The sequence below is a fragment of the Stutzerimonas kunmingensis genome, assembly GCF_021432085.1.
GTDB lineage: Bacteria > Pseudomonadota > Gammaproteobacteria > Pseudomonadales > Pseudomonadaceae > Stutzerimonas.
Genome location: NZ_CP090366.1, coordinates 4,757,148 through 4,775,870 on the forward strand (window position 1 = coordinate 4,757,148; position 18,723 = coordinate 4,775,870).

Sequence of the window (18,723 nt, forward strand, 5' to 3'; positions counted from 1 at the left end):
GCTCAAGTCTCCAGATTGGTTTCGACGGCCACGCAGATCAGTTTGACGCCGCGGGCCAGGATGCTGCTGCGCGCCTCGTCGCTGAGGCGCTCATCGGTAATCAGGGTATGCACGCTGCTCCAGGGCAGCTCGAGATTGGGGATGCGCCGACCGATCTTGTCGGCCTCGGCGAGCACGATGACTTCGCGCGCGACGTCGGCCATCACTCGGGACAACCCTAGCAGTTCGTTGAAGGTGGTGGTGCCCCGCTCCAGATCGATGCCATCGGCACCGATGAACAGTTGGTCGAAGTCATAGGAGCGCAGCACCTGCTCGGCGACCTGGCCCTGAAAGGACTCCGAATGCGGGTCCCAGGTGCCGCCGGTCATCAGCAGCACCGGTTCATGCTCCAGCTCACGCAGGGCATTGGCCACGTTCAGCGAGTTAGTCATCACCACCAGGCCATGTCTGTGGCCCAGTTGCGGAATCATCGCCGCCGTGGTGGTGCCGCTGTCGATAATGACCCGCGCATGCTCGCGAATGCAGCCGACAGCGGCGGCGGCAATTGCCTGCTTCCAGGGCGACACCGGCTGCACGCTGTCGCCGATCAGCTCCTGTGGCAACTGTACCGCCCCGCCGTAACGGCGCAGCAGCAGGCCGTTCTTCTCGAGTGCGGCGAGGTCCTTGCGGATGGTGACTTCCGAGGTTTCGAAGCGCCGCGACAGCTCGTCCACACTGACCTCGCCGAGCTCGTTGAGCAAGGCGAGGATCGCGTGGCGACGTTGTGGAGTGTTGCGCTTCGACATAGATATGTTTCGATTCGAAAGATAACGGCGCGAATCAAAACATAAGTGCTTACGGGCTGCAAGCTGCTGGCGATCCGGCGTCACCCACCAACAGCGGGAAGCAGGCCCGCATCCCGCGCCGAACGCGGATCTACGACTGCTTCTTCGGTCGCTGCCAGCCTTCGATATTGCGCTGGCGACCGCGGCCGAGGCCCAGGGTATGGGCCGGCACGTCCTCGGTGATCGTCGAACCGGCGCCGGTCGTTGCGCCATCACCGAGATTCAGCGGTGCAACCAGCGAACTGTTGGAACCGATGAAAACGTCCTCGCCCATCACCGTCCTGAATTTGTTGGCGCCATCGTAGTTGCAGGTGATGGTACCGGCACCGATGTTGGTCCGCGCGCCGATCTCGGCGTCACCGAGGTAGCTGAGATGCCCGGCCTTGGCGCCATCGCCGAGGGTCGCGTTCTTCAGCTCGACGAAGTTGCCGACATGCGCCTTGGCGCCGAGCACGCTGCCTGGACGCAGCCGCGCGAACGGGCCGCAATCGGCACTCTCGCCGACTACCGCACCCTCAAGATGGGAGTTGGCCTTGACGATCGCACCGCGACGCAACGTGCTGTCCTTGATCACGCAGTTCGGTCCGATCTGCACGTCGTCTTCGATGACCACCGTGCCTTCGAGCACCACATTCACGTCGATCAGCACGTCTCGCCCGACCTCCACCTCGCCACGCAGATCGAAACGCGCCGGGTCGCGCAGCGTCACACCCCGGGCCATCAAACGACGAGCGGCACGCTGCTGGTAATGGCGTTCCAGCTCGGCCAGCTGGATACGGTCGTTGGCACCTTGCACTTCCATGGCGTCCAGCGGCTGCTCGGTGGCAACGCGCAGGCCGTCGGCCACAGCCATGGCGATGACGTCAGTCAGGTAGTACTCGCCCTGGGCATTGCTGTTGGACAGGCGACCCAGCCATTCGCCGATACGGCTGCCCGGTACGGCGAGAATCCCGGTATTGCCCTCGCGGATCGCCTTCTGCTCGTCGCTGGCATCCTTGTGCTCGACGATAGCCTGCACTTCGCCGCGCGCGTCGCGGACGATGCGTCCATAGCCGGTTGGGTCGTCCAGCTTCACCGTCAGCAGCGCGAGTTGCTCCGGCCCTACCTTCTGCAACAGGCGCTGCAGGGTGTCGGCTTCGATCAGTGGTACGTCACCGTAAAGGATCAGCACGCGCTCGGCCGACAGATTCGGCAACGCCTGGGCCACTGCATGCCCGGTACCCAGCTGCTCGGCTTGAACCACGTAATTGAGGTCTTCACCGGCCAGCCGCTGGCGCACCTGCTCGGCACCGTGGCCGATGACCACTTGAATGCTCTGTGGCTGCAGCGCGCGGGCCGTATCGATGACGTGCCCAAGCATGGATTTTCCGGCAACCGGGTGCAGCACCTTGGGCAGGGCCGAGCGCATGCGGGTGCCCTGGCCAGCGGCGAGAATGACGATATCGAGAGACATGCAGCGATTCCTGAACGGTATCGGCCCGGCAGTTCACCCATAAGTAGTCAGGGTGCAGCTGCGCCGACAAATGGCAGAAAAAGAAAAAGGGTAGCCAAGGCTACCCTTTTACTCGTGCGCGATGAAGTCGCGAGTCGGTCAGTGCCGACCGTACTTCTTGCGCATTGCCTCGATGGTTCGCAGCTGGGCTGCGGCCTCGGCCAGGCGAGCGGCGGCGGAGCCGTAATCGAACTCCGCGCCCTTCTCGTGCAGGGCCTTCTCGGCAGCTTTGACGGCAGCCTGAGCGGCAGCTTCGTCGATGTCCTTGGCGCGCGTAGCGGTATCGGCGAGAACCTTCACCATGTTCGGCTGCACTTCGATGAAGCCGCCGGAGATGTAGAAGATCTCCTCGTCACCACCCTGCTTGATCACTCGAACCGGACCCGGCTTGAGATCGGTCAGCAGCGGCGCGTGACCCGGCAGAACGCCGATGTCACCCAGGTTGCCGTGGGCGACGACCATTTCCACCAGCCCCGAGAACAGCTCTTCTTCCGCACTGACGATGTCGCAATGCACTGTCATAGCCATGTTCATGCCTCGGTAATCAGCCTGACCAGCAGCTGCCGGTCAGGCTGGTTGGCGCCCGCGAACGGGCGCGCCAGTTACAGTTTCTTGGCTTTCTCGATGGCTTCGTCGATGCTGCCGACCATGTAGAACGCCTGTTCCGGCAGATGGTCGTAGTCGCCATTGAGGATGCCGGAGAAACCACGGATGGTTTCCTTCAGCGGAACGTACTTGCCTGGCGAGCCAGTGAAGACTTCGGCCACGAAGAACGGCTGGGACAGGAAGCGCTGGATCTTACGAGCGCGGGATACCAGCTGCTTGTCGGTCTCGGACAGTTCGTCCATACCGAGGATCGCAATGATGTCCTTCAGCTCTTTGTAGCGCTGCAGCACGTACTGAACGCCGCGAGCGGTGTCGTAGTGCTCCTGGCCAATCACCAGCGGATCCAGCTGACGCGAAGTCGAGTCGAGCGGGTCGACCGCCGGGTAGATACCCAGGGAGGCGATGTCACGCGACAGCACGACGGTGGCGTCGAGGTGGGCGAAGGTGGTCGCCGGGCTCGGGTCGGTCAGGTCGTCCGCAGGTACGTATACGGCCTGTACCGAGGTGATCGAGCCGTTCTTGGTGGAGGTGATACGCTCCTGCAGAACGCCCATCTCTTCGGCCAGAGTCGGCTGATAACCTACCGCGGAAGGCATACGACCCAGCAGCGCGGATACTTCGGTACCGGCCAGGGTGTAGCGGTAGATGTTGTCGACGAAAAGCAGAACGTCACGACCTTCGTCACGGAACTTCTCGGCCATGGTCAGGCCGGTCAGTGCAACGCGCAGACGGTTTCCCGGCGGCTCGTTCATCTGGCCGTAAACCAGGGCAACCTTGTCCAGAACGTTGGAGTCCTTCATCTCGTGATAGAAGTCGTTACCTTCACGAGTACGCTCACCCACACCGGCGAACACGGAGTAACCGCTGTGCTCCATCGCGATGTTACGGATCAGCTCCATCATGTTTACGGTCTTGCCTACACCGGCACCACCGAACAGACCGACCTTACCGCCCTTGGCGAACGGGCAGACCAGGTCGATAACCTTGATGCCGGTTTCCAGCAGCTCGTTGCCGCCAGCCTGCTCTGCGTAGGACGGAGCAGCGCGGTGGATGGTCCAGCGCTCTTCTTCACCGATCGGGCCGGCTTCGTCGATGGGGTTACCCAGGACGTCCATGATGCGGCCCAGGGTCTGCTTGCCGACCGGTACGGAGATACCGGTGCCGGTGTTGACGACGTCCAGGCCACGCTTGAGGCCTTCGGTCGAACCCATGGCGATGGTACGGACAATGCCGTCGCCCAGCTGCTGCTGGACTTCCAGGGTGGTCTCGGCGCCTTGAACTTTCAGCGCGTCATAGACGTTCGGTACCACATCGCGCGGAAATTCCACGTCGATAACGGCGCCGATGATTTGAACGATACGTCCGCTACTCATGTTTGGTTCCTCTGAATATTTGAACCGTTCTTAAACCGCGGCAGCGCCGCCGACGATTTCCGAAATTTCCTGAGTGATCGCAGCCTGACGGGCCTTGTTGTAGACCAGTTGCAGGTCGCCGATCAGCTCACCGGCGTTGTCGGTTGCGTTCTTCATGGCAATCATCCGCGCGGCCTGTTCGGCTGCGCCGTTCTCAACCACCGCCTGATAGGCCTGGGACTCGATGAACCGTACCAGCAGAGCATCCAGCAGCTGCTGGGCGTCCGGCTCGTAGAGGTAGTCCCACTGACCTTTCTTGACCGGCTCGGCGTTCTCGTCTGCGGCCAGCGGCAGCAGTTGGTCGACCGTGGGCTTCTGGGTCATGGTGTTGATGAACTTGTTGGATACCAGGTACAAGCGATCGATACGGCCATTGTGGAAGCCTTCCAGCATGACCTTGACGCTGCCGATCAGATCATTGATCGACGGCTCTTCGCCGAGGTTGCCGATCGCTGCGACGACGTTGCCGCCGAAGCTGCGGAAGAAGCTCGCGCCTTTGTTGCCGATCACGCAGAGGTCGACTTCGACCTTCTGATCGTGCCACTCCTTCATGTTCTTGATCAGGACCTTGAACAGGTTGATGTTCAGGCCACCGCAAAGACCACGATCGGTCGACACGACGATGTAGCCGACACGCTTGACCGGACGCTCTACCATGAACGGATGACGGTATTCCGGGTTGGCAAAGGCCAGATGGCCGATTACCTGCCGGATCCGCTCCGCATAAGGGCGACTGGCAGCCATGCGCATCTGTGCCTTGCGCATCTTGCTGACCGCCACCTTTTCCATGGCGCTGGTGATCTTCTGCGTGCTTTTGATGCTCGCAATCTTGCTGCGAATCTCTTTTGCGCCTGCCATTTGACACCTATCGGGTTAGCAGGCGGGAGCCTCACGGCTCCCGCTGCGGCTTACCAGCTTTGAGTGGCCTTGAACTTCTCGATACCGGCCTTCAGGCCTGCGTCGATTTCGTCATTGAAGTCACCCTTCACGTTGATCTTCGCCATCAGATCGGCGAACTCGCGGTTGAAGAAGGCGATCAGGGCCTGCTCGAAGGCGCCAACCTTGGCCACTTCCACGTCCGTCAGGAAACCGCGCTCGGCGGCGTACAGGGACAGGGACATGTCGGCGATGGACATCGGCGCGTACTGCTTCTGCTTCATCAGCTCGGTAACGCGCTGACCATGCTCCAGCTGCTTGCGGGTCGCTTCGTCGAGGTCGGAAGCGAACTGCGCGAACGCAGCCAGTTCACGGTACTGAGCCAGAGCGGTACGGATACCACCGGACAGCTTCTTGACGATCTTGGTCTGAGCAGCACCACCAACACGGGATACCGAGATACCGGCGTTGACGGCCGGACGGATACCTGCGTTGAACATGGCCGATTCCAGGAAGATCTGACCATCGGTGATGGAAATCACGTTGGTCGGAACGAACGCGGAAACGTCGCCCGCCTGGGTTTCGATGATCGGCAGAGCGGTCAGCGAGCCGGTCTTGCCAGTTACGGCACCGTTGGTGAACTTCTCGACATACTCTTCGGAAACGCGCGACGCACGCTCCAGCAGGCGGCTGTGGAGATAGAACACGTCGCCCGGGTAGGCTTCACGTCCCGGCGGACGACGCAGCAGCAGGGAGATCTGGCGGTACGCCACGGCCTGCTTGGACAGATCGTCATACACGATCAGCGCGTCTTCACCGCGGTCGCGGAAGTACTCGCCCATGGTGCAACCAGCGTAAGGCGCCAGGTACTGCAGGGCAGCGGATTCAGAGGCGGACGCAGCGACAACGATGGTGTTGTGCAGCGCGCCATGCTCTTCCAGCTTGCGAACCACGTTGGCAATGGTCGACTGCTTCTGACCGATGGCAACGTAGACGCAGCGGATGCCGCTGTTCTTCTGGTTGATGATGGCGTCGATGGCCAGGGCGGTCTTGCCGATCTGACGGTCGCCGATGATCAGCTCACGCTGGCCACGGCCTACCGGGATCATGGCGTCGACCGACTTGTAACCGGTCTGCACCGGCTGGTCGACGGACTTACGCCAGATCACGCCCGGCGCAACCTTCTCGACCGCGTCAGTTGCCTGAGCGTTGATCGGGCCTTTGCCATCAATCGGGTTACCTAGTGCGTCGACTACGCGGCCCAGCAGTTCCGGACCAACCGGAACTTCAAGGATGCGGCCGGTGCACTTGGCGCTCATGCCTTCGGTCAGGCCCAGGTAGTTACCCAGAACCACGGCACCTACGGAGTCCTGCTCCAGGTTCAGTGCCATACCAAAGATGCCGCCAGGGAACTCGATCATTTCGCCGTACATGACGTCGGCCAGACCGTAGATACGTACGATACCGTCAGAAACGCTGACGACGGTGCCCTCATTACGGGCTTGAGCAGCGACATTCGATTTCTCGATGCGCTGCTTGATGATTTCACTAATCTCGGAAGGATTCAGTTGCTGCATGCCATGACCCTCAAATCAGGATTTCAACGATTCGGCCAACTGGCTCAGTTTGCCGCGGACCGAACCGTCGACAACCACATCACCGGCGCGAATCAACACGCCGCCGATCAGCGCAGGATTCACGGCCTGCTGGAGGTTGACGGTGCGATCTAGCCGCTTCGACAGGGCGGCAGCCAAAGTTTGGAGTTGCTCGTTGCTGAGCTCGAAGGCGGTTTCAACTTCTGCCTCGAGCGTTTTCTCGGCTTGCGCCTTGATGTCCTCGTACAGCTCCCACACGGTCGGCAGTACCGACAGGCGATCATTCTCGCCAAGGGTCTGGACGTAGTTGCGGAAAGCTTCGTCGGCGTCGTCACCGAGTAGACGCACCAGCCCCTGGACCTTGCTTTCGCTGGTCAGGCGGGGGTCGTTCAGCAACGCTGCGACTTCTGGGACTTCAACAGCGATGGCGGCCAGGTTCAGCATTTTCGACCAGGACTCGGTCGTTCCTGCGGCGCTGGCAAACTCGAAAGCGGCTTTCGCGTAAGGCCGAGCAAGCGTCTGGGTATTGATCATCGCTTGCCTCGCTTAGAGTTGGGAGGCCAGTTTTTCGACCAGCTCGTTGTGCACCTTGGCGTCCACCTGGGACTCCAGGATCTTCTCTGCACCGGCGACGGCAAGAGCCGCTACCTGATTGCGCAGTTGGTCCCTGGCACGGTTCACTTCCTGTTCGATCTCGGCGCGGGCGCCGGCGACCAGTCGCTCGCCTTCGACACGTGCCTGCTGCTTGGCTTCCTCGATGATCGCATTGGCGTGCTTGTTCGCCTGCTCGATGATCTGGGCTGCCTGCTCCTTGGTCTCGCGGAGGGTGTTGGACACCTTGTCCTGAGCCAGTTTCAGGTCTTGCTGCGCACGGCCTGCCGCATCCAGTCCTTCAGCGATCTTCTTCTGGCGCGCTGCCATGGCTGCCGTGATTGGCGGCCAGACGAGCTTCATGCAGAACCAGACGAAGATAGCGAAGGCGAGCGTTTGACCGAACAGCGTCAAGTTAATGTTCACAGCGATTTACCTCGTGCTATCTCGTTCAACGCGGGAGTCATTCCACGGCGACGGGGCTCGCCCGGCGAACCCCATCTCAAACCGGAAAGTGATTAACCGGCGACAACGAAGATGAGGTACATCGCGATACCAACGCCGATCATCGGCACGGCGTCGAGCAGGCCGGCCATCAGGAAGGTTTTGGTTTGCAGCTGGGGAGCCAGCTCAGGCTGACGAGCAGTGGATTCCAGCAGCTTGCCGCCCAGCAGGGCGAAGCCAATACCGGTGCCCAGGGCACCCAGACCGATCATGATAGAGGCGGCGATGTAGACGAGTTCCATGTAAAGCTCCTGAAGCTAAGGGGGGTTAAGGTTTTTCGGTTAAAGCGTTAGCGGTTTTCAGTGATGTTCTTCATGGGCAGAGCTCAGGTACACCACCGTCAGTACCATGAAGATGAAGGCCTGAAGCGGGATCACCAGGATATGGAAGATCGCCCAAGGCACATTCAGGGTCCACTGCACGTAGAACGGCAGCAGAGCGATGAGGATGAACACCACCTCACCGGCATACATGTTGCCGAACAGACGCAGCGCGAGGCTGAGCGGCTTGGTCAGCAGGCCGAGAATCTCGAGGAACAGGTTGAACGGCACCAGCGACCAGTGGTTGAACGGAGTGAACGCCAGCTCCTTGCTGAAGCCACCGAAACCCTTGACCTTGACGCTGTAGAAGAGAATCAGGATGAACACGCCGAGCGAAAGACCGAAGGTACCGTTCGGGTCGGCGGTTGGCACGATCTTGAACGCCGGAAGGCCCAGCAGGCTGGCCAGACCCGGGATGTAGTCGACCGGAATCCACTTCAGGCTGTTCATCAGGAACACCCAGACGAAGATGGTCAGCGCCAGCGGAGCGATCAGAGCATTGCGGCCGTGGAAGGTGTCCTTCACCACGCCTTCGACGAACTCGACGCACATCTCGACGAAGTTCTGCAGCTTGCCCGGTACACCGGTCGTGGCGGACTTGGCGGCGCTGCGGAACAGCAGGATGAAGATGGCGCCCATCAGCAGCGACCAGCCGAGGGTATCCAGGTGGAATGCCATGAAGCCCATGTCACGAGCTTCCAGACCCGTCTGAGCGATGGTCCAGGTGGCCTGATCGAGAACGGAGCCATCAGCACGCTCGTAACCTGCCGGCAGCTTGCCGTAGGTGAGGTTTTGCAGGTGGTGCTGGATATATTCAGCGGAGGTACTCGCCATAAACGCCTCAATGCTCAATGCTTCGGATTGTTTTTCATCAGCAGGAGCGCGCTTGCTCCGACACCCAGAACCAGCAGATAGCCGGCAAACAAGGCGATCGGTTCCAGCGGTTTCACTCCCACGAACACCAACGCAAAAAGCGCTGCTGCCAGAATCTGTTTACCCATCTCGCCAGACCAGAACGACTGGATGATCGCCTGAGTCGAACGTGCGCCAAAGTAACGAAAGGCCTTGTACGCGAAATACACGTTCGCTGACAGCGCAATCAAACCACCGCACAGCGCGGAGTAGCCGGCGACCATACCAAAAACCAGGCCACATGAGACAGCGGTCACTACTACGGCCATTGCCTGCATCAGCAATACGCGAAATGCCGGAAGGCGATGGAAGGGTGTTCTGTTGCGTATGTTCACCTGAATTCCATCGCTGTAGCAGGCCGCGTAAATAATTGTCCGCAGTCAAAAAAGCGCGGCGAGTATAGGAGCAGGCCAGCCAGGGTTCAACTCTCCGGTAGTATTTTCCGACCGGCACTACAAACAATTTGTATCAGCGGATGTGGGCCAATACACCCTGCAGTTCATCCAGCGAACTGTAGCGGATCACCAGCTGCCCTTTGCCCCTCTGTCCGTGCTTGATCTGCACCGGAGAGCCCAGGCGTTCCGCGAGGCGCTGCTCCAGACGGCTGATGTCCGGGTCGACCTTGACTTCGGCTTTCGGTGTTTCCTTGCTGCTCAACCACTGTCGCACCAGGGCTTCGGTCTGGCGCACGGTCAGGCCACGTGCGACAACGTGCCGCGCGCCTTCGACCTGCTGTTCCGCCGGCAGACCTAGCAATGCTCGCGCGTGGCCCATCTCCAGGTCACCGTGGGACAGCAGCGTCTTGATCTCTTCCGGCAGCGCAATCAGGCGCAGCAAATTGCTTATCGAGACACGCGACTTGCCGACCGCGTCGGCAACTTGCTGCTGGGTCAGCTGGAACTCCTGTTGCAAGCGCTGCAGCGCGACCGCTTCCTCGATCGGATTCAGGTCTTCGCGCTGGATGTTCTCGATCAGCGCCATGGCAATGGCCGCCTCGTCCGGCACTTCGCGAACCAGCGCCGGCACCTTCTCCAACCCGGCCTGCTGGCTGGCGCGCCAGCGACGTTCACCGGCGATGATCTCGAAACGGCCACCGCTGACGGGACGCACCACGATCGGCTGCATCACGCCGTGGTTCTTGATCGACTGGGCCAGCTCCTCAAGGGCCTGCGGGTCCATATCGCGGCGCGGCTGGTACTTGCCGCGCTGGATCAGGTCCAGCGGCAGGTGCTGGAGTTCACGGGTATCGACCTTCGCAGCCTCTTCCTGCATTGCCGAAACGCTGGCGCCGCCGAGCAGGGCGTCGAGTCCACGGCCTAGGCCTCTTTTCTTGGTCGCCATGAGTAGTCCTTATGCGGGGGTGCCACGCGCCGACTGGCGCTGGCGTCGCGACAGTTCACCGGCCAGGGCCAGATAGGCCAGAGCGCCCTTGGATTGCTTGTCGTAGACCAGCGCCGGCATGCCGTGGCTGGGGGCCTCGGCGAGCCGGACGTTGCGCGGGATAACGGTGTCGTAGAGTTTGTCGCCGAAATGCGCCTTGAGCTGTTCGGATACATCGTTGGTCAGACTGCTGCGCGGGTCGTACATGGTGCGCAGCAGGCCTTCGATCTTCAGGCTGGGGTTGAGCGCCTGGCCGATACGCTGGATCGAATTGACCAGATCGGTAAGCCCTTCGAGCGCGTAATACTCGCACTGCATGGGAATGATGACGCCGTCCGACGCAGCCAGCGCGTTGATGGTCAGCATCGACAGCGACGGCGGGCAATCGATGAGGATGTAGTCGTAGTTCTCCCGCACCGGTGCCAGTGCTTCACGCAGGCGTTTTTCCTTGGCCGGCAGATTCAGCAGGGCCACTTCCGCCGCGGTCAGGTCGCGATTGGCCGGCAGCAACTGATAGCCGCCATGCTCGGAGAACTGCATGGCATCCACCAGGCTGCATTCGCCGATCAGTACGTCGTAGATCGAGTACTCCAGCCCGAGCTTGTCCACACCGCTACCAGTGGTGGCGTTGCCCTGGGGGTCGAGATCGATCAGCAGCACGCGACGGCGCGTGGCAACCAGCGAAGCCGCAAGGTTGATGCAGGTGGTGGTCTTGGCGACACCGCCCTTCTGGTTGGCAATGGCGAAAACTTTAGCCATGGTCAGTGTCTGTCCGGGTCATGAAGTGCGGCGCAGTATCAGCAGATGGCGCTGGCCTTGGCAACCGGGAACCTTGAGTACGTGACAGGCATCGAGGCGGAAGTCGGCGGGCAGCCGTTGCAGTTCGTCGTCCGGCTGCACGCCCTTCATCGCCAACCAGCGCGTCTGGGTATTGCCCAGATGCCGCGTCCAGCTGGCGAAGTCCTCAAGGGAACTGAAGGCGCGCGAGGTGATGCCGTCGAAGGCTTCCGCCGGCTGGAACTGCTCGACGCGGCTATGCACGACTTCGAGGTTGGCCAGTTTCAGCTCCAGCTTCACCTGCGTCAGGAATCGCGTTTTTTTCCCATTGGAGTCCAGCAGCGTGAAGCTGCGATCAGGAAACATGATTGCCAGCGGCACGCCAGGCATGCCACCACCGCTGCCGACGTCCAGCCAGGTCTGTCCGGACTCGGCAACGAAGGACACCACGCTCAGGCTGTCGAGCAGGTGTCGCGAAACCATTTCGTCGGGATCGCGCACCGCGGTGAGGTTGTAGGCCTTGTTCCACTTGATCAGCAGTGCCAGGTAGGCCAGCAACTGCTGCTGTTGCCCTTCACTCAGCTCGACGCCGAGCGCCTGGGCGCCGCGCACGAGTTCGGCGGCATGGGATTCGCTGACCAGACTCATCAGGCGCTCTGCTCCAGCTGCTGGCCGGCATTGCGCTTCTTCAGATGAATCATCAGCAGCGACACCGCAGCGGGAGTGACTCCCGGAATACGCGAGGCCTGCCCGAGCGTCTCAGGCCTTGCCTGACCGAGCTTGTGCTGAATCTCCTTCGACAAGCCCGGAATCGTCGTGTAGTCGAGATTCTCCGGCAAGGCGATGTTTTCGCTGGCACGCAGTCGTTCGATCTCGTCCTGCTGCCGTTCGATGTAGCCGGCGTACTTGGTCTTGATCTCGACCTGCTCGGCGACCTGAGGATCCTGCGCACCGTCACCGGTCAGTTCGATCAGGCTCTGGTAATCGATTTCCGGACGAGCCAGCAGATTGAGCAGATTGTACTCGCGGGCCAGCGGGCTGCCGAAACGCTCGGCGATGGCATCGCCCTGTGGTGTGCCGGGACGAACCCAGCAACTCTTCAGGCGCTGCTCCTCGAGCTCGATACCTTCGCGCTTGGCGCAGAACGCAGCCCAGCGGGCATCGTCCACCAGACCCAGTTCGCGGCCCTTCTCGGTCAGACGAAGATCGGCATTGTCCTCACGCAGGATCAGCCGGTATTCGGCACGCGAGGTGAACATCCGATAGGGCTCCTGGGTACCGAGGGTAATCAGGTCATCGACCAGCACGCCTAGGTAGGCCTCATCGCGGCGCGGACACCAGCTGTCCTTGCCCTGCGCCCGCAGCGCAGCGTTGGCTCCGGCGAGCAGTCCCTGGGCACCAGCTTCTTCGTAACCGGTGGTGCCATTGATCTGGCCGGCGAAGAACAGCCCGCCGATCACCTTGGTCTCCAGGCTGTACTTGAGATCACGTGGGTCGAAGTAGTCGTACTCAATGGCATAGCCCGGCCGCACGATGTGGGCGTTCTCCATGCCACGGATGCTCTGCACGATCTGCAGCTGCACATCGAACGGCAACGAGGTGGAGATGCCGTTGGGATACAGCTCATGAGTGGTCAGGCCTTCGGGCTCAAGGAAGACCTGATGGCTGTCCTTGTCGGCAAAACGATGGATCTTGTCTTCGATCGACGGGCAGTAGCGCGGCCCCACGCCTTCGATCACGCCGGAATACATCGGCGAACGATCGAGGTTGGCGGCAATGATTTCGTGCGTTCGCGCGTTGGTGTGAGTGATCCAGCAGCTGACCTGCGGCGGGTGCTGCTCACGATTGCCCATGAACGACATCACCGGCAGCGGTGCGTCGCCCGGTTGCTCGGTCATAAGAGAAAAATCCACCGAACGACCATCGATACGTGGCGGCGTACCGGTCTTCAGCCGACCGACGCGCAGCGGCAACTCGCGCAGCCGGTGAGCCAGGGCGATCGAAGGCGGATCGCCTGCGCGCCCGCCTGAGTAGTTCTGCAGGCCAATGTGGATAAGTCCACCGAGGAAGGTCCCGGTGGTCAGCACCACGGAATCCGCGAGGAAACGCAGGCCCATCTGGGTCACGACACCCCGGACCTGATCCTGCTCGACGATGAGGTCGTCCGCCGCCTGTTGAAATATCCACAGGTTCGGCTGGTTTTCCAGAGTGTCACGAATAGCAGCTTTGTAGAGCACGCGGTCAGCTTGCGCTCGGGTGGCTCGAACGGCTGGCCCCTTGCGGCTGTTGAGCACGCGAAACTGGATGCCGCCCTTGTCGGTGGCCATCGCCATGGCCCCACCCAACGCATCGATTTCCTTGACCAGATGACTCTTGCCGATGCCACCGATGGCTGGGTTGCAGCTCATCTGGCCGAGGGTTTCCACATTGTGGCTGAGCAGCAGGGTCTTCACGCCCATGCGTGCCGCTGCAAGCGCAGCCTCGGTGCCGGCATGGCCGCCGCCGATAACGATCACGTCAAAACGGGAAGGGAAGTCCACCACGCACCTCGTGCCTGTTCAGATGGGAATTCGGGAAGCCGCGAAGTATAGGGATTTAGCCAGTGCTAAAGAAGGGCTCTGAGCAAAAAATGACCAACCATCTGGCGGAGGCGAGTCGGTGGATAAAGATTAGAAATAGAGAAGAAATATATAAGAAGTTTATTTATGTGTTTATAAATGGTGAAGCTCATTTCTGTGGATAACCACGTGGAGCCCTCGGCAGGCCTTCCTTGTAGCGAAGGATAAACCTGTGCTGCGGCTGGGCGCTGACGGTGTGAATACCGTCAGCATCCTGTGGATTAAAGTGAAGCTTATACACAGAGGGGGTTTTCACCAGCTTACGCCCTGACTTTTCTACTGCCCTTAGGCGGCCTTTTCCACAGGGCTCATGGCGGGAATTTCGGCAGCCGAATGCCAGCGCCACGAATTTTCAGCGTAGCGTTGTAGATGAAAGGGGACGGGCGTGGTTAGCGCCCGTTCAGTGTCATTTGCCGATGCAGAAGCTCGAGAAGATTCGCCCGAGCAGGTCGTCTGAGCTGAACGCGCCTGTGATATCACCGAGTGCCTGTTGTGCCAGGCGCAGATCCTCGGCCAGCAGCTCACCGGCGCCGGCCAGCGTCAGTTGGGCATGGCCATGCTCCAGGTACTGGTCAGCCAGACGCAGTGCGTCCAGATGGCGACGTCGGGCGCTGAAGCTGCTTTCAGCGGTCTGCTCGTAGCCCATGCACTGCTTGAGGTGTTCGCGCAGCAACTCGATACCTTCGCCGGATCGTGCGCACAGGCTCAGGGTTGCCTGTCCGTTGTCGTCGAAGCGAATCGAAATCGGCTCACCGCTCAGGTCAGCCTTGTTCCGAATCAGCGTCACCTGGTTCGGCGCAGGGTTGGATTCGAGAAACTCCGGCCAAAGGGCTAGTGGGTCCTGCGCCTCAGGCGCACTGGCATCGACCATCAAGAGTACCCTGTCCGCTTCGCCGATGGCGCTGAGCGCGCGCTGCACACCGATCCGCTCGACCTGATCTTCGGTATCGCGTAGACCCGCGGTATCGACGACATGCAGCGGCATGCCGTCGATCAGGATGTGTTCGCGCAGGACATCGCGGGTGGTGCCGGCAATATCGGTGACAATGGCGGCCTCACGGCCCGCCAGTGCGTTGAGCAGACTGGACTTGCCGGCGTTGGGGCGCCCTGCGATCACCACGGTCATTCCGTCGCGCAGCAAGGCGCCCTGCCCGGCTTCGCGCAGCACTGTGGATAACTCGGCTTTCACGGCATCCAATTGTGCCAGTACATGCCCATCGGCGAGGAAGTCGATCTCTTCTTCGGGAAAATCGATCGCCGCTTCGACATAGATACGCAGCTGAATCAATCTTTCGGTCAACTGATGCACGCGGCGAGAGAATTCGCCCTGTAGCGAACGCACCGCATTGCGCGCGGCCTGCGCCGAACTCGCTTCGATAAGGTCGGCGATCGCCTCGGCCTGGGCCAGATCGAGCTTGTCGTTAAGGAATGCGCGTTCACTGAATTCGCCTGGCCGAGCCAGACGAACGCCGAGCTCGACGCAGCGCTGCAGCAGCATATCCATGACAACCGGGCCGCCATGCCCCTGCAGTTCGAGTACGTCCTCACCGGTGAACGAATGCGGTCCCGGAAAGAACAGTAGCAGGCCTTCGTCGATCACCTCGCCGTCGTCTGCGTGAAATGCACCGTAATGTGCATGCCGCGGCGTTGGCTCACGGCCGGTCAGGGTAATGGCGATAGCCTTGGACCGTGGCCCTGATAGCCGAACGATGCCTACTCCTCCGCGCCCCGGCGCGGTAGCGACGGCGGCAATGGTGTCGCGAACTGGATTCATGCGGCCTCCTTTCTGGACGGCAGATAGCAGAACGCCCCAATCAAGGGGCGTTCTGCATTGGCGGTTGAGGCGTCAGGCGTGCTTCGCCGCGGCCTCGATCTTGCGGGTAATGTACCACTGCTGGGCGATGGACAGGACGTTGTTGACCACCCAGTACAGCACCAGACCGGCAGGGAACCAGAGGAAGAAGAAGGTGAAGATCACCGGCAGCAGCTTCATCACTCGCGCCTGCATCGGATCCGGCGGCGTCGGGTTCAGCTGCTGCTGGATGAACATGGTCACGCCCATGATGATCGGCAGGATGAAGAACGGGTCTTTGATCGAAAGGTCGGTGATCCAGAACATCCAGGGCGCCTGGCGCATCTCGACGCTTTCCAGCAGGACCCAGTACAGGGCCAGGAATACCGGCATCTGCACCAGGATCGGCAGGCAGCCGCCCAGCGGATTGATCTTTTCCTTCTTGTACAGCTCCATCATCGCCTGGGACATCTTCTGGCGGTCGTCGCCATGCTGTTCCTTCAGCGCCTGCATTTTCGGCGACACCGCACGCATGCGCGCCATCGACCGGTAGCTGGCCGCGGAGAGCGGGAAGAAGGCGAGCTTGATGACGATGGTCAGAACGATGATCGACCAGCCCCAGTTGCCCAGCAGAGCGTGGATGTTTTCCAGCAGCCAGAAGATCGGCTGAGCGATGAACCAGAGGATGCCGTAGTCGACGGTCAGACGCAGACCGGGGGACAGTTCTTCCAGCTTGTCCTGGCTCTTCGGGCCGGCATACAGCGTGGCGCCTGTCTCGCCCTGTGCGCCGGCAGGTACGGTAACGGCGGGGCCGGTGAAGCCGATGATGTAGTTGCCCTGGCTATCCTTGCGCGTCTGCACCTGGTTGGTATCGTCCGGCTGAGGAATCCAGGCGGTGACGAAATAATGTTGCAGCCAGGCGATCCAGCCACCCTGCACGCTTTCACGCAGGTTGCTTTCATCCATGTCGCCCATGGAGACCTTACGATACGGCTCGTCCTTGGTCCACAGCGCAGCGCCAAGGTAGGTAGCGGTGCCAGTGGCGGTGCTTGAGGAGGGATCGCCGCTGTTGTCGCGCTTGAGCTGACCGAACAGGTAACCGGTCCAGGGTTGACCGCTCTGGTTGTCGATCAGGTAGTTCACCTTCAGCGCATAGTTACCGCGCTCGAGGGTGAAACGCTTGATGTAGTTGACGCCATCAGCATTGTATTTCAGATCGACGACCACCTGATCCTGACCTTCGGCCAGTTGGTACTCGCTTTTCTCACTGCTGTACTGAGGACGCCCGCTGGCCTTGTCCGGGCCGTCGCCGATCAGGCCGCTTTGTGCTTCATAGACTCGCTCGCCACTACGCTCGAACAGTTGGAACGGCACATCGGGACGATCCTGACGACGCGGGTACTGCGGCAGATGCAGTTCGACGATGTCGCCACCGCGCGGATCGATCGCCACATCAAGCACGTCGCTGCGCACACGAATCAGCTGGCTGCTCGGCGCATTAGCCGGCAGGGCGCTGGCCTGTTGCTGGCCGGCAACCGCGGGCACATCGCCAGCGGTGCCTTCGCTGTTGGCCGCGGGGCTATCCGGAAGAGCCGGTACGCCCAGCTGGCTTTGCGCGGTTTCGGTCGGCAGGGCTGCCTGACCGTAGTCCTGATTCCATTGAAGAACCATCAGGTAGGCAACGACTGCTAGAGCGACGAGCAGTATCGAGCGTTTGATATCCATGGTTACTCGGCCATCGGAGATGAATTGGAAGTGTTATGAGAAGGCACGGGATCGTAGCCACCGGGATTCCACGGATGGCAGCGCCCCAACCTGCGCAGGCTCAGCCAGCCGCCACGCAACAGGCCATGAGTTTCGATGGCCTCGAGTGCATAGCAGGAGCAGCTTGGATAGAAACGGCAGTGACTGGCCATCATCGGACTGATGGCGTACTGGTAGACCCTGATCGAAGCGATGGCCAATTTACGCATGGGTGCTGTTGGCGGCTCCAGGTTCGACGGCGGTCTTGGATGGGCTGCGTGACAGTCGCTTCCAGAGCTTGGCGAATTGCTTCGCCAGTTCGGGATTGTCCAGATCAGCCAATCCCTTGCGGGCGATGATCACGATGTCCCAGCCCACCAGATCCGACTGGTGATGGCGGAAGGTCTCACGTATCTGCCGCTTGATGCGGTTACGTTCGACCGAGAGCTTGACGCTTTTCTTGCCGATCACCAGCCCAAGGCGGGGGTGTTGCAGATCGTTCTCGCGTGCCAACAGCAGGACGTTCCTGCCAGGCACCTTACCGGAAGGGGAGTCGAAGACTGCCTTGAATTGGCGGGGAGTCAGCAGACGCTTTTCCCGGCCGAAGCCCCGACTCACTACCTGTTCCGATATCAGACGGTCAGACGCTTACGGCCTTTGGCGCGACGACGCGACAGAACCTGACGACCGTTCTTGGTGGCCATACGTGCACGGAAACCGTGAGTACGAGCGCGCTTGATGGTGCTGGGCTGGAAAGTGCGTTTCATGGTGCGTTTACCTGGTGATCCATTGCGGGCCGGAATGGCCCCCTTTTAAGAGACCGGCGATTGTAGAGAAGCTATCGAGCTAGGTCAATTTCCAACCAGCCCTGCATGGATGAAAAAATAAGAGGAAAAGAAATATAAGCTCTTAAGATGTAATGCTTATATATGTGCAGCACCTTTTCTGTGGATAGATGGCTACAGACCTTAGGAGACGGGCGCTCCCGCGAATGCAAACTTGGTGCGAAAGCGGTGCTCACCCCGTGCAGAGGCTCTGCGCAACCTGGGGATTAAAACGTAAGATATCCACAGGCGGTGTTGATCAGTGCTTTTGAACAGGCTTGACCACTGCCCTCAGGGGTATTTATCAACAGACTTGGCGACAATGCTTTTCCATGCATTGAGTGGTTGACCAGACCTAGGGTATTCCGTCCTGCGCTTCAGGTTTGTTGTGGATAACCTGAGGGCGCGCCGTTACAATGGCCGCCGTCTTACCTCGACTGAGTCGATAGGAGCTTCC

Annotated in this window: 20 protein-coding genes; all 20 read right to left on the reverse strand. The window is 60.6% G+C overall.

Features of this window, described 5'->3' with window-relative positions; genetic code table 11:
* Nucleotides 1-2: 2 nt before the first annotated feature.
* Nucleotides 3-785 carry a DeoR/GlpR family DNA-binding transcription regulator gene (locus LW136_RS22645; RefSeq protein WP_023446459.1) on the reverse strand — a complete coding sequence of 261 codons (783 nt, stop codon included), beginning with the start codon at nucleotides 783-785 and terminating at the stop codon, nucleotides 3-5.
* Nucleotides 786-915: 130 nt separating this feature from the next.
* A complete protein-coding gene (gene glmU, locus LW136_RS22650; protein ID WP_234174307.1) occupies nucleotides 916-2,277 on the reverse strand; it encodes a bifunctional UDP-N-acetylglucosamine diphosphorylase/glucosamine-1-phosphate N-acetyltransferase GlmU in 1,362 nt (453 codons plus the stop codon).
* Between the two features lie 138 nt (nucleotides 2,278-2,415).
* Entirely contained in the window at nucleotides 2,416-2,844 is a 429-nt protein-coding gene (locus tag LW136_RS22655; RefSeq protein WP_003303687.1) for a F0F1 ATP synthase subunit epsilon, read from the reverse strand.
* Nucleotides 2,845-2,918: 74 nt separating this feature from the next.
* A complete protein-coding gene (gene atpD / locus LW136_RS22660) occupies nucleotides 2,919-4,295 on the reverse strand; it encodes a F0F1 ATP synthase subunit beta (RefSeq protein WP_003303688.1) in 1,377 nt (458 codons plus the stop codon).
* 30 nt (nucleotides 4,296-4,325) lie between these two features.
* On the reverse strand, nucleotides 4,326-5,192 hold the full coding sequence (gene atpG, locus LW136_RS22665) for a F0F1 ATP synthase subunit gamma (RefSeq protein ID WP_234174308.1): 867 nt from the start codon (nucleotides 5,190-5,192) through the stop codon (nucleotides 4,326-4,328).
* A 50-nt stretch (nucleotides 5,193-5,242) separates the two neighbouring features.
* On the reverse strand, nucleotides 5,243-6,787 hold the full coding sequence (gene atpA, locus LW136_RS22670) for a F0F1 ATP synthase subunit alpha (RefSeq protein ID WP_003291823.1): 1,545 nt from the start codon (nucleotides 6,785-6,787) through the stop codon (nucleotides 5,243-5,245).
* A 15-nt stretch (nucleotides 6,788-6,802) separates the two neighbouring features.
* Nucleotides 6,803-7,339, reverse strand: a complete 537-nt coding sequence (locus LW136_RS22675) for a F0F1 ATP synthase subunit delta (RefSeq protein WP_003291824.1) — start codon at nucleotides 7,337-7,339, stop codon at nucleotides 6,803-6,805.
* A 12-nt stretch (nucleotides 7,340-7,351) separates the two neighbouring features.
* Nucleotides 7,352-7,822 (reverse strand): F0F1 ATP synthase subunit B, encoded by a 471-nt coding sequence (locus tag LW136_RS22680; RefSeq protein ID WP_014822271.1) that lies wholly within the window; start codon nucleotides 7,820-7,822, stop codon nucleotides 7,352-7,354.
* A gap of 92 nt (nucleotides 7,823-7,914) precedes the next feature.
* Entirely contained in the window at nucleotides 7,915-8,142 is a 228-nt protein-coding gene (atpE, locus tag LW136_RS22685; RefSeq protein ID WP_003290909.1) for a F0F1 ATP synthase subunit C, read from the reverse strand.
* Between the two features lie 57 nt (nucleotides 8,143-8,199).
* On the reverse strand, nucleotides 8,200-9,054 hold the full coding sequence (atpB, locus tag LW136_RS22690; RefSeq protein WP_234174309.1) for a F0F1 ATP synthase subunit A: 855 nt from the start codon (nucleotides 9,052-9,054) through the stop codon (nucleotides 8,200-8,202).
* Nucleotides 9,055-9,068: 14 nt separating this feature from the next.
* Nucleotides 9,069-9,473 (reverse strand): F0F1 ATP synthase subunit I, encoded by a 405-nt coding sequence (locus tag LW136_RS22695; protein WP_376785360.1) that lies wholly within the window; start codon nucleotides 9,471-9,473, stop codon nucleotides 9,069-9,071.
* 127 nt (nucleotides 9,474-9,600) lie between these two features.
* The gene (locus LW136_RS22700) at nucleotides 9,601-10,473 is read right to left on the reverse strand and encodes a ParB/RepB/Spo0J family partition protein (protein ID WP_014822274.1); all 873 of its coding nucleotides are present in this window, start codon (nucleotides 10,471-10,473) and stop codon (nucleotides 9,601-9,603) included.
* Between the two features lie 9 nt (nucleotides 10,474-10,482).
* Nucleotides 10,483-11,271, reverse strand: coding sequence for a ParA family protein (locus LW136_RS22705; protein ID WP_125860632.1), 789 nt, complete (start codon nucleotides 11,269-11,271; stop codon nucleotides 10,483-10,485).
* Between the two features lie 18 nt (nucleotides 11,272-11,289).
* Entirely contained in the window at nucleotides 11,290-11,937 is a 648-nt protein-coding gene (rsmG, locus tag LW136_RS22710; RefSeq protein ID WP_014822276.1) for a 16S rRNA (guanine(527)-N(7))-methyltransferase RsmG, read from the reverse strand.
* Nucleotides 11,937-13,829, reverse strand: a complete 1,893-nt coding sequence (gene mnmG / locus LW136_RS22715; RefSeq protein ID WP_234174310.1) for a tRNA uridine-5-carboxymethylaminomethyl(34) synthesis enzyme MnmG — start codon at nucleotides 13,827-13,829, stop codon at nucleotides 11,937-11,939. The genes rsmG and mnmG overlap by 1 nt, the downstream gene beginning before the upstream one ends.
* A 484-nt stretch (nucleotides 13,830-14,313) precedes the next feature.
* The gene (gene mnmE / locus LW136_RS22720) at nucleotides 14,314-15,681 is read right to left on the reverse strand and encodes a tRNA uridine-5-carboxymethylaminomethyl(34) synthesis GTPase MnmE (RefSeq protein WP_234174311.1); all 1,368 of its coding nucleotides are present in this window, start codon (nucleotides 15,679-15,681) and stop codon (nucleotides 14,314-14,316) included.
* Between the two features lie 72 nt (nucleotides 15,682-15,753).
* Nucleotides 15,754-17,424: a membrane protein insertase YidC gene (gene yidC, locus LW136_RS22725; RefSeq protein ID WP_234174312.1), complete on the reverse strand. Its 1,671-nt coding sequence runs from the start codon at nucleotides 17,422-17,424 to the stop codon at nucleotides 15,754-15,756.
* Between the two features lie 2 nt (nucleotides 17,425-17,426).
* Nucleotides 17,427-17,672, reverse strand: coding sequence for a membrane protein insertion efficiency factor YidD (gene yidD / locus LW136_RS22730; protein WP_014822280.1), 246 nt, complete (start codon nucleotides 17,670-17,672; stop codon nucleotides 17,427-17,429).
* A complete protein-coding gene (rnpA, locus tag LW136_RS22735) occupies nucleotides 17,665-18,060 on the reverse strand; it encodes a ribonuclease P protein component (RefSeq protein ID WP_014822281.1) in 396 nt (131 codons plus the stop codon). Before rnpA ends, yidD begins: the two co-directional genes overlap by 8 nt.
* Before the next feature lie 14 nt (nucleotides 18,061-18,074).
* Nucleotides 18,075-18,209, reverse strand: coding sequence for a 50S ribosomal protein L34 (rpmH, locus tag LW136_RS22740; RefSeq protein ID WP_003290924.1), 135 nt, complete (start codon nucleotides 18,207-18,209; stop codon nucleotides 18,075-18,077).
* Nucleotides 18,210-18,723: the final 514 nt, after the last annotated feature.